We start from the raw sequence: 10,749 nt of genomic DNA on the forward strand, positions 1-10,749 counted from the left end.
ACAATATTTGTAATATATAATACTATAATTTATAGTTGTTTATGACGACGGAAAAGATACTATAATAATCATTTATTTATAACAAGGCAAGATAGAAAGGATGGTGTTATGGCAGCTATTGATTTGATTGTATTGGGAATGGTGAAAAAAGAGCCTTTAAGTGCCTATGATATCCAAAAATTAGTGGAGTACCGCAATATATCCCGGTGGGTAAAGATTAGTACACCTTCGATCTATAAAAAAGTGATTCAGCTGGAGAAAAAGGGATACATTGAAAGTGAGATGGTAAAAGAGGGGAATATGGCGGAAAAAGCTGTATACTCATTAACAGAAGAAGGCGAAAAAGAATTTGAAAAATTAATGCTGGAGATTTCCGAGCAGCCGATTCGCATATTCCTGGATTTCAATGCTGTTATAGTTAATCTAGACAGTCTTTCCCCTGAAAACCAGCAGGAGTGTCTGCGTAAGATTGAAGAAAATGTAATGCTATTGAAATCATACCTGGAAGATAACATTCATACCAAAGAACAAATGCCCGAGATTCCAGAGACAGGGAAGGCGGTTTTGCAGCAGCAGTATCAATTGGCCCAGTCCATGGAAACCTGGGTTCATTCAATAAAAGCAGGCCTCGAAAAATAGCAGCTGAATAAGAAATTTTACATCTGCATATTTTAATGGTATACTTTACTATATGGTGAACACTGTAGGTCCTTTCTGAGGATATGCAGCAGCACTGTAAGCAAAAGAAGAGCAGGAGAAAGAGGTAGGCAAATGTTAAGTATACTTATGCAGGTATTAGTAGGTTTGATTGCAGGCTATATCGCTTCCCGTATTATGAAGCTTAAGGGAGGCGTTGTAAAGTATATCGCAATCGGTATTGTGGGATCTATTCTAGGGAATATTCTGATTTCTTTAATTGGCTTTTATGCCATTGGATTTTTCGCAAAGATAATTGTATCCATCGCAGGAGCCTGTCTGCTGATTTCTATCAGCAGGAAAGTTTTATAATCAAGTGCGTAAAGTCAAGCCACCGGTACCCCGGTGGCTTTTGTACCTCCCCAGAAGACCGCTGTATGTAAAAATATATTACCTCATAGTTTTTCTAATGAAGAGAGAATGCTATTTTTTAACTGCAGCAGTTCATCCAGATTCTCTTTTTTGAGGGCGGATTTTACCGTAATGACAGGTTCCAGGATCTCTATCTCTTTTAATTCCCCCAGGAGTGAACGCATTTGTCTGGCAGAGGCCGGGGCCCAGGAACCATTTTCCACAAGAGCTATGGTACGGTTTTGCAGATTCAAAGCCTTCATATCATGCAGCAAATTCAGCATTGCCGGGTAGATTCCTCCGTTATAAGTAGGAGCGGCAAGAACCAGGTGACTGCAGCGGAACACTTCTGCAATCAGAGTGGAGATATGGGTATTGGAAATATCATAGACAGCAATATTTTTGACGCCTGCTTCCGCCAGACTGGAGGCAAGGATATTTACAGCATTTTCAGTATCTCCGTACATAGAACCATAAAGCAGAGCAACAGCATGTTCTTCTGGTTCATACCGGCTCCAAAGACTGTATTTGTCCAGAAAATAATTAAGATTAGTGCGCCACACAGGACCGTGCAGGGGACATATCATGCGTAGTTCCATATCTGTCAATTTTTTAAGGGCTGTCTGTACCTGCGTTCCATATTTCCCCACAATATTCCCGTAATACCGTCTGGCATCCGGCAGCCAGTCACGGGCGAAATCCACTTCATCATTGAACAAATTTCCATTCAGGGCTCCAAAACTTCCAAACGCATCTGCGGAGAATAGGAGCTTTTCTGTTTGTTCGTATGTCATCATAACCTCTGGCCAATGAACCATTGGAGCAAAACAAAACTTAAGTGTATGTGCACCCAGGGGGAGGGTAGTCCCTTCTTTGACTACAAGGGTCCTTCCATCCAGCTCTATCTCATAGAACTGCCGGATGAAAGCAAAGGTTTTAGCATTGCCCACCAGTTTCATTTCAGGAAAGCGCAGCAGCAATTCTTCAATTCCTGCGCAGTGATCTGGTTCCATATGGTTGACTACCAGATAATCCAGGGAGCGTCCCCTAAGAACATAACTGATATTTTCCAGGAACTGGCGGGTAATAGAGGAATCAACAGTATCGATGAGTGCTGTTTTTTCATCCAAAATCAAATATGAATTATAGGTAATACCCCGGGAGATGGGAAATAAATTTTCAAATAAAGCCAGTCTTCGGTCATATCCGCCTACCCAGGTGACCGCATCCGTGATTTTTCGGGTACAATACATGGTTTTAACCCCTTTCTAGAGACATATTAAAAAATATATGATTAGTTGTATCTAACCAACATATAGAATACACTTTTTTTCATAAAATAGCAAGAAGTCTTTTTGTTATGAGGCTGTCAATTGCTTTACAAAATTTTGTAGTTGCTTTTTGAACAGGTACGTATTATAATACAACAGGTTAGTTAAGACTAACGCATTTCGATATTATGAAGAACCGACTAGAAAGGATGGATATACGGATGCATACACTTTTGATTGAGCAGGTAACCGGGCGTGAGATTATTGATTCCAGGGGAAATCCTACGATAGAGGCAGAAGTTCTGCTGACGGATGGTACAATGGGCAGAGGAGCTGCCCCCAGCGGAGCGTCCACGGGAGAGTTCGAAGCGCTGGAACTGAGAGACGGAGACAAAAAACGCTTCGGCGGAAAAGGAGTTTCTAAAGCAGCAGAAAATATTAATACAGTTATACGGGAAGCGATAAGAGGAATGGATGCTGTTGACCTTTATGCAGTGGATCAGGCAATGATTTCTGCAGATGGAACAAAAGATAAATCAAATCTTGGTGCTAACGCGATTCTGGCGGTGTCTGTGGCCTGCGCAAGGGCGGCATCCCAGGCACTGCATATTCCTCTTCATCAGTATTTTGGAGGAATTAACGGAAACAGGCTGCCGGTACCTATGATGAACATTCTAAATGGCGGCGCCCATGCCACGAATACGGTGGATGTACAGGAATTTATGATTATGCCTGTGGGTGCCGGCACCTTCAGAGAGGGTTTGCGATGGTGCACAGAGGTATTCCATGCATTGGCAGAGATTTTGAAATCCAAAGGCCTTACCACCTCTGTAGGAGATGAAGGAGGCTTTGCACCAGATTTGGCAAGTGACGAAGAAGCAATCCATTACATACTGGGTGCGATCAAGGCAGCGGGATATGAATCTGGAAAAGATTTTGTGCTGGGGATAGATGCTGCTTCCAGCGAGTGGAAGAGCGGTTTAAAAGGAGAATATCTTCTGCCAAAAAGCGGCAAACGGTTTACCTCTGAAGAATTGGTGGAACATTGGAGTGCCCTGTGTGAAAAATATCCCATTTATTCCATTGAAGACGGCCTGGATGAGGAAGACTGGGAAGGCTGGCAGCTGATGACAAGAAAACTGGGAAAAAAAGTGCAGTTGGTTGGAGATGATCTCTTTGTGACCAACACAGAACGTCTGGAGAAAGGAATCCGACTGGGCTGTGGGAATTCCATTTTGATCAAATTAAATCAGATAGGAACGGTGTCAGAAACCCTGGATGCTATTAAAATGGCACATAAAGCCGGATATACTGCAATTGCCTCCCATCGTTCGGGGGAAACGGAAGATACTACGATTGCAGATCTTGCAGTGGCACTGAACACCTGTCAGATCAAAACCGGAGCGCCAAGCAGAAGCGAACGGGTGGCCAAATATAATCAGCTGCTCCGGATCGAGGAGGCATTGGGAAGGAACGGAGTGTATCCGGGCATGAACGCATTCGGATTTACTCGCATATAGATCAAATAATACCAGGCTTTTCATCCCTTTATGTTCAGGAATGAAAAGCCTGGTATTTTAATTCGTGGTCAACGTTATCTTAAAAAACGGAACACGCCAATTACCTTCCCCATAATCTGGAGATCACCATCAACTATTATCGGATCCATGTAATCGTTCTCTGGCTGAAGACGGTAATGACCATTTTCTTTATAAAAGGTTTTCACTGTGGCAGAGTCTTCTATCAAAGCCACGACCATATCCCCATTCTGTGCCGTGGACTGTTTTGAGACCAGGACATAATCCCCGTTCAGAATTCCTGCATTCACCATACTTTCCCCATCAACATGAAGTAAGAAAGTGTCCGTGTTGGGCATATATTCCGAAGGGATAGGGAAATAGTTCTCTACATTCTCCACAGCCAGAATCGGCTGACCGGCAGCTACTTTACCTACAATAGGAACATTCACAACCTCGCGTCTCACAAGATTAAAAGAATCGTCAATAATCTCGATAGCACGGGGTTTTGTGGGGTCTCTTCGTATGTAGCCATTCTTCTCCAGTGTCTCCAGATGGGAGTGGACAGAAGAAGTGGATTTTAGATGAACTGCCTCACAGATTTCGCGGACAGCGGGGGGAAAACCTCTGTTTAATATTTCGCTTTTTATGTATTCTAAAATTTCGGACTGCTTTTTGCTGATTTTGCCGTATGCCATAACCAAACCTCCAGGAATTTTTCTTATTCATTAATACCGCACAGATGGTAATTTATTTCTTATTTATCATATCACAAAGGAGAAGAGAATGCAAACAAATATTCGGAATATCTGTTCGGATTTCGACAAAAACCATTGACAAACGCATGTTCGGATTGTATAATCAAAAGCATAAATAAGAACAAATGTTTGCGAACATATTTTCGGGAGGCGTAGATATGAATAGAAAAGTAAAGACGTTTTTTGTGGTATTGGCATTGATTCTTGTATCCGGCGGCATCTTTTCCGGAAAGTTTGCTTTGACCGCCAACGCGGGAACAGAGGCTGGAGAGCGGTATAAGTATTATACCAGCATTGAGATCGAAAAAGGTGACAGTCTATGGAGCATAGCCGAGGAATATATGACAGAAGAATATGATTCAAAGGATGAGTATATCAATGAAGTTATGAATATAAATCATTTGGCAACAGATAAGATTTTTGAAGGAAATTATCTGTGTATCCCGTATTATTCCACAGAGGTAAAGTAAGGTGTCTTAGGGATTGGGTACTGATTTCGTCAGTACCCAATTTGCCGTCATGGAGAGATTTTCACAATGTATCTCCTTACAAGTAATTTTGCAGCTGTCAGGGGTAAGGACGTTACCTGAAGTAAAAAAGAAATTTCCGTATAATTGTTCTTGAAATCGCTGGAAAGGTAAGTTATACTGAGAGTGTCAATCTATTCGCCAAACACGAGTTTTTCGAATAGATATAGATGCATTAGTATACATAATACTATTATTGTAAACCTAACATAAATTTTGGCTGCATTCACTATATGTTTTCTCAAGGAGGTATTTCATATTGAAACAGGAAAAAATGACTTACAGAGAATTGACGGATACAGAAAATATTTTAAAACTCAGAGAAGTCCTTCATACATTGCCTGACTTTACCCGGGATTTCTTTCGTTCTATCAGTACAACCACAACAACTAAAACAAGAATCTCGTATGCTTACGATATTCGAATATTTTTTCAGTTTCTACTGGACGAAAACCCTGCTTTCAAAAATATGAAAATGACAGAATTTCAACTGCAGGTATTAGATCAAGTCAAAGCCATTGATATTGAAGAATATTTGGAGTACTTAAAGGCATACCGGGATCATGATAATATGGACCAGATTGTTACTAATGGTGAACGGGGGCTGAAAAGAAAAATATCTGCTTTGAGAAGCTTTTACGCTTATTATTACAAAATGGAAATGATTCATACAAATCCTACTGTTTTAGTAGATATTCCAAAAATACATGATAAAACAATTACCCGCCTGGACGCAGACGAGGTGGCGCTTCTGCTTGATTATATCGAGCATGCAGGGGATACGCTTTCCGGACAGAAAAAAGCATATTATGAAAAAACCAAAACCAGAGACCTGGCTTTGGTGACACTTTTACTTGGAACAGGAATCCGGGTATCAGAATGTGTCGGACTGGATATAGAGGATGTGGATTTTAAAAACAATGGTATCAAAGTAGTACGTAAAGGCGGAAATGAAATGATTATATACTTTGGGCCTGAAGTCGAGAAAGCATTAAAATCCTATCTTGAGGAGAGATCACATATTACCCCTCTTCCCGGGCATGAACACGCACTCTTCTATTCTACTCAAAAAAAGCGTATGGGGGTAAAGGCAGTTGAAAATCTGGTGAAAAAGTATGCACAGCAAGTTACCACCACCAAGCATATAACCCCTCATAAGCTTAGAAGTACTTACGGAACTGCTCTTTACCAGGAAACCGGCGATATTTATTTGGTTGCCGATGTACTTGGACATAAAGATGTGAATACCACAAAGAAGCATTATGCGGCAATGGATGATGCAAGGCGGAGAAAAGCGGCTACAGCTGTTAAATTGAGAGAAAGCTAGCTCATATTAGTTTAAAAGCGGCCAAAGTGCCTCATTTCCATAGAATGAAGCGTTTGGCCGCATCTGCGTTTCTTTAAAAATACTCTTTGCTAAGGACATCAATCTCCTCTGTCACTGCCTCATATACCCCTGGATACGTACTTCCCGGTCCTCCCATGGTCAGACAGGGAATGAGATATCTGGTGCCTGCAGCCGCAAAGAGCTCTTTAAGCCCATTGCGGATTTTCTCCCGGGACCAGTCCTCCATGTCGTATTTACCATTGTCCAGGCCGGCCATAACTGTAATCCGTCCCCCGCATTTCTTCAATATTTCCGGAATATTATTTTCATATACCGGTCCCTGGATTACATCAATGCCCATTCGGATCATACTGGGTATTAGATTGGCTATATAAGAGTCAGAGTGATGAACAATGATTTCTACCCCATTTTCCTTCCAAAAGCCATAAATCCTCTTGTAGGCCGGCTCTATGAACTCCTCAAACATTTCTGGCGACAGAAAGGAGGTTCTCTGGCTTCCCCAGTCATCGTGATGGAAAAGAGCGTCCGGATGAAGGTGGGATACAATCTCCTCTGCGGCCGCTATCTCCCAGTCAGCGATAAAGCCGATGAGTGCATGCATCTCCTCCGGTTCCTCATAGAAGTTGATCATAGTGTCTTCCATACCCATGAAATAGTGAAGCTTCTCCAGCACTCCGTTGTATACACTGGCCGTGACAAAATATTCCCTGCGGTCTATCCGGGCCGCGGCCTCTATATAAGGGAGCCATTGTTCCTCTGTAAACTTGGTAGGGCAGGGTTTAATTATCTCCCGCCATTTTGTAATGTCCTTCAGGAGCTTATCTTCCCCCTCACAGAGGGGAAACTGTCCGGGTGTATTCTTTGGATAAGTAACTTTCACACCCCAGCCGTTAGTACCCGTCTCTCCCGGCTGGAGATCACATCCGGCGTAAACGCCGATGGGATCCCGGACAAGCCCCAGATAACTATATTGATTAACAAAGCGATCCGGGCTGCCGCCGCGTATGGTTTCTCTGGCATTTTCTTTAATTGTCAGCATTTTATTCTCCTGCTATCTATGATTCTATATTTTATAAACATCTTACGCTTTTACACTCCCATTTGACTCTTTCACATACCGGTAAATCTTAGAGACGATCACACACACAGAGAACACGATTCCCAAATAAGAAACAGCCTTCATTACAATGTTCATCAACACTCCGAAGGTTCCGAAGTTAGAGAATACAAAAGCGCCGATACATACCACTGCCACCACAAGCTTATACCACTTGCTGTCCTCCCGCTGAATGTTAGAGGATGCCACCCATGCCATGCCTGTAGCTGTGGTGTAAGTGGCAAGCACCACGATAATACCGTAGAATGCATAAAACACACCGCCCAGACGCTGTCCCAGAATCAAAAGGGGAATATCCGTACCGCCTACAACGGAAGCGTTTAGCACAAACGCAAGAAATACAAAGGTCTGGCACAAAACTGTGGCAAACTGTCCCAGGACATTTCCCCATACCAGTTCCTTTTGGTGATCTGCTCTTGTTGACACGTTGGCGCTGTAAGCACTCATGTTCAATACCACATAGGTAAAATTCAGCACTGCGCTGAAAATAAGGCTTCCAGACATGCTGAGTCCGCTTTTTTCCCGTATCAGTATATCGCCAGTGCTGAAGCTGTCTGTAGGATTGATGTAGCTGTAAACACAGATCACCACCACTGCCAACAGGATGATCGGGGCAATATTTCCCAGAATAGCCGTCAGTTTTTTCATACCAAGCAGGGCGGTGGCCATAACGGCAATCAGCATGATTACTGTACCAATTCGTGTATCCAGTCCAAATGCCTGGTTCATGGAGGATGCACCGCCTGCGATCATACTGCCCACCATCAAGAAGAATGTCAGCGTATTAAACCAATTAATGGCAAGTCCCAGATATTTTCCGCAATAATGGCGATACATCATATCCATGCTGGCCAGTTTGTACTTGCGGCAATCCCTGGAAACGACTGCGATGCACAACAGAATCAGCAGCGCGGAAATAATGATCCCTACAGCCCCGGGAAGTCCATGGGGTGCCCAGAACTGCAGCACCTCTGAACCAGTGGCAAAACCAGCTCCGATACCAAAGGACACATAGGAACCCGCCAGAATTAACAGCGTCTTCATCGAAAAGCTTTTCTCATTACTCATTCTCTTTCACCTTCTCTTTCATTATAAATAATGTCTGTTCCGTTAAAGTCCCCCCAGTTATGTCCTATTTTACAGATTCAGAGCTGTATCATAGGCCTGCCTTACCGCGGTGCGGATCAGTCCGGGCTCATAGCAATCTCCGATCCAGGCGAAGTCAATGATCGTATCCCGCAGAGTCTCCACAGTCTCCTCATTGGGTGCAATTCCCGTTGCCGCAATGACTGTATCTGCCTTCAGTGTAATTTGATTTCCGTCTTTATCCTGACAGATCATACCTTCATCCGTAATCTCCATGCATCTTGTGTTCAATCTGACTTCCACATGATTCTTCTCAATATTCGTCCACAATGCATCCATCTGCATGGCGCCTGTGCCCGGATACGGGGTGTTGGGACCGGAAGCCAGGGCGCCAGACATCTCTACGATAGTAGCCTTTTTCCCGGCCAGGGCAAGTCCAATGGCGCACTCTGCTCCGGCAAAGCCTCCACCGAGCACAAGAACATTCTCTCCTACCTCCGGCTCTCTGTCGTAAAAGTCTACGATCTGAATTGCTTTTTCAATGCCTTTGATGGGTGGAATAATGGGGTGTCCGCCAACTGCCGCGATCACCACATCCGGCATAAGCTCCTCCACCAGTTCAGGCGTCACTTCTGTATTCAGCCGCACCTCAATGGCTTTCCTTGCCACCGTGCGCTCCAGATACTCCCGGTAACTCTGAATCCGTTTTTTAAAGGATTCTTTTTCAATAATCCGCATAAGGCCTCCCAGGAAGCCCTTTTTTTCACAGAGGATTACCTCATGGCCACGATCTGCAGCTATGATGGCCGCCTCCATCCCAGCCGGTCCGCCGCCTGCGATCAATACTTTCTTTTTTTCTGTAGGCAGAGGCATAAACTTATAGTCGCTATCCCGTCCGATCTGGGGATTTACAGAACAGTGCAGAGGCAGATTATAATACCCTCCGGTGAGACAGGCAATGCAGCGCAGACAGGGACGTATCTCATCCACTTTTCCGTGCATGGCCTTTTTCGGAAGATCCGGATCTGCGATCAGAGCCCTGGCCAGCACGACATAGTCAACCATACCGTCTTTGATCCATTTTTCCATAACGGCAGGCTCCGTAATGGCTCCTACTGTTCCCACGGGAATATGTAAATGGTTCTTGATTTCTGCAGCAGCCCGTATATTGTGACCCTCATCTACATCAAACCAGCTTGGAGTAGACAAAACGGTAGAATCATGAAAATGCAGGGATCCGCAGGACACCTGGATCATATCTGCACCATGCTCCTCCAGCATTTTACAGTACTCAATGCTTTCCTCCAGCTGATATCCCTCTGTCATGCCTTCTTTCCAGGAGATTCTTGCCTCTATCAGGAAATTTGGACCGCAGTATTCCCGGATCTTGTCAATGACCATCATGGTTATACGGGCCCGGTTTTCCAGGCTTCCGCCAAATTCATCTGTCCGGTGATTCAGTACCGGAGATAAAAACTGGGACAAAAGCCATCCATGACCTGCGTGCACCAGCACGGAATCAAAACCGCAGTGTTTTGCCCGTAGGGCCGCTTTACCATAGCTGTCTACCACCTCTTCAATAACATTTTGGGGCATTTCTATAATCTGATGTCTGTGGATGCCATTGCCATCCCCCTGGTCAAACTCATCAATCATGTCGCTGGGACCATAGTTAATGCGATTATCGTCATGGAAATGCATTCCCGCATGGAGCAGCTCCATGGATGCATGGGCTCCCTGGGAGCGGATGGCCCCTGCAATGTCATAAAACCCGGCCTCACTTCTCACATCATAGGCCTTTACCTTGTAGCTCCAGTCCACGCATCCCGTCTCATGTACCACCACATCCCCCAGACACACCATAGCAGCCCCTCCCTGGGCACGGCGCTTTAAGAAGTCCACGTTCTTCACATTGTTGTGGTTCAGGTCCGTCAATTCCTTCATACCTGTAGGGGAACCGAAGATTCTGTTTTTGAAGGTGGTCTTTTTCACCTTCATGGGACTAAACCCCCATGCCCGCACACTTGGCACCACCATAAATGAAACTATGCAGGCTATAGGGTATTGAACTTGTTAAT

At 44.2% G+C, this 10,749-nt stretch carries 10 protein-coding genes; 5 read left to right on the forward strand and 5 right to left on the reverse strand.

Going from position 1 to position 10,749, the window contains the following annotated elements:
• Positions 1–108: 108 nt before the first annotated feature.
• Both GKG41_RS14840 and GKG41_RS14845 read left to right on the forward strand, forming a co-directional pair.
• Positions 109–639, forward strand: coding sequence for a PadR family transcriptional regulator (locus GKG41_RS14840; protein ID WP_154259965.1), 531 nt, complete (start codon positions 109–111; stop codon positions 637–639).
• Positions 640–771: 132 nt separating this feature from the next.
• The gene (locus tag GKG41_RS14845) at positions 772–1,008 is read left to right on the forward strand and encodes a GlsB/YeaQ/YmgE family stress response membrane protein (protein ID WP_154259967.1); all 237 of its coding nucleotides are present in this window, start codon (positions 772–774) and stop codon (positions 1,006–1,008) included.
• A gap of 83 nt (positions 1,009–1,091) precedes the next feature.
• Here the strand turns inward: GKG41_RS14845 and GKG41_RS14850 are convergent, their stop codons facing one another.
• Positions 1,092–2,300, reverse strand: coding sequence for an FprA family A-type flavoprotein (locus GKG41_RS14850; RefSeq protein ID WP_154259969.1), 1,209 nt, complete (start codon positions 2,298–2,300; stop codon positions 1,092–1,094).
• A gap of 239 nt (positions 2,301–2,539) precedes the next feature.
• On the opposite strand from GKG41_RS14850, the gene eno reads away from it, so the two are divergent.
• Positions 2,540–3,838: a phosphopyruvate hydratase gene (eno, locus tag GKG41_RS14855; RefSeq protein ID WP_154259972.1), complete on the forward strand. Its 1,299-nt coding sequence runs from the start codon at positions 2,540–2,542 to the stop codon at positions 3,836–3,838.
• Positions 3,839–3,912: 74 nt separating this feature from the next.
• Here the strand turns inward: eno and lexA are convergent, their stop codons facing one another.
• On the reverse strand, positions 3,913–4,533 hold the full coding sequence (lexA, locus tag GKG41_RS14860; RefSeq protein WP_154259975.1) for a transcriptional repressor LexA: 621 nt from the start codon (positions 4,531–4,533) through the stop codon (positions 3,913–3,915).
• A 218-nt stretch (positions 4,534–4,751) separates the two neighbouring features.
• Here lexA and GKG41_RS14865 point away from each other — a divergent pair, with 218 nt between their 5' ends.
• Together GKG41_RS14865 and GKG41_RS14870 are read left to right on the forward strand one after the other, a co-directional pair.
• Positions 4,752–5,063, forward strand: a complete 312-nt coding sequence (locus GKG41_RS14865; RefSeq protein WP_154259977.1) for a LysM peptidoglycan-binding domain-containing protein — start codon at positions 4,752–4,754, stop codon at positions 5,061–5,063.
• A gap of 331 nt (positions 5,064–5,394) precedes the next feature.
• Positions 5,395–6,447 (forward strand): tyrosine-type recombinase/integrase, encoded by a 1,053-nt coding sequence (locus GKG41_RS14870; RefSeq protein WP_347563330.1) that lies wholly within the window; start codon positions 5,395–5,397, stop codon positions 6,445–6,447.
• A 73-nt stretch (positions 6,448–6,520) separates the two neighbouring features.
• On the opposite strand, the gene GKG41_RS14875 is transcribed toward GKG41_RS14870, so the two are convergent.
• The 3 genes from GKG41_RS14875 to GKG41_RS14885 all read right to left on the reverse strand — a co-directional run bounded on the left by GKG41_RS14875 (position 6,521) and on the right by GKG41_RS14885 (position 10,669).
• Positions 6,521–7,507, reverse strand: a complete 987-nt coding sequence (locus tag GKG41_RS14875) for a uroporphyrinogen decarboxylase family protein (protein ID WP_154259982.1) — start codon at positions 7,505–7,507, stop codon at positions 6,521–6,523.
• A gap of 42 nt (positions 7,508–7,549) precedes the next feature.
• Positions 7,550–8,653: a hypothetical protein gene (locus tag GKG41_RS14880; RefSeq protein ID WP_154259984.1), complete on the reverse strand. Its 1,104-nt coding sequence runs from the start codon at positions 8,651–8,653 to the stop codon at positions 7,550–7,552.
• A gap of 69 nt (positions 8,654–8,722) precedes the next feature.
• Positions 8,723–10,669, reverse strand: coding sequence for an FAD-dependent oxidoreductase (locus tag GKG41_RS14885; RefSeq protein WP_173015611.1), 1,947 nt, complete (start codon positions 10,667–10,669; stop codon positions 8,723–8,725).
• Positions 10,670–10,749 lie beyond the last annotated feature (80 nt).

It is taken from the genome of Lactonifactor sp. BIOML-A5, from assembly GCF_009677585.1.
Lineage (GTDB): Bacteria > Bacillota > Clostridia > Lachnospirales > Lachnospiraceae > Lactonifactor.

What these genes read in the sequence shown, in the direction of transcription:
- GKG41_RS14840 (WP_154259965.1), top strand. Translation starts at nt 109, where the DNA reads ATGGCAGCTATTGATTTGATTGTATTGGGAATGGTGAAAAAAGAGCCT.
- GKG41_RS14845 (WP_154259967.1), top strand. Translation starts at nt 772, where the DNA reads ATGTTAAGTATACTTATGCAGGTATTAGTAGGTTTGATTGCAGGCTAT.
- GKG41_RS14850 (WP_154259969.1), bottom strand. Translation starts at nt 2,300, where the DNA reads ATGTATTGTACCCGAAAAATCACGGATGCGGTCACCTGGGTAGGCGGA.
- eno (WP_154259972.1), top strand. Translation starts at nt 2,540, where the DNA reads ATGCATACACTTTTGATTGAGCAGGTAACCGGGCGTGAGATTATTGAT.
- lexA (WP_154259975.1), bottom strand. Translation starts at nt 4,533, where the DNA reads ATGGCATACGGCAAAATCAGCAAAAAGCAGTCCGAAATTTTAGAATAC.
- GKG41_RS14865 (WP_154259977.1), top strand. Translation starts at nt 4,752, where the DNA reads ATGAATAGAAAAGTAAAGACGTTTTTTGTGGTATTGGCATTGATTCTT.
- GKG41_RS14870 (WP_347563330.1), top strand. Translation starts at nt 5,395, where the DNA reads ATGACTTACAGAGAATTGACGGATACAGAAAATATTTTAAAACTCAGA.
- GKG41_RS14875 (WP_154259982.1), bottom strand. Translation starts at nt 7,507, where the DNA reads ATGCTGACAATTAAAGAAAATGCCAGAGAAACCATACGCGGCGGCAGC.
- GKG41_RS14880 (WP_154259984.1), bottom strand. Translation starts at nt 8,653, where the DNA reads ATGAGTAATGAGAAAAGCTTTTCGATGAAGACGCTGTTAATTCTGGCG.
- GKG41_RS14885 (WP_173015611.1), bottom strand. Translation starts at nt 10,669, where the DNA reads ATGAAGGTGAAAAAGACCACCTTCAAAAACAGAATCTTCGGTTCCCCT.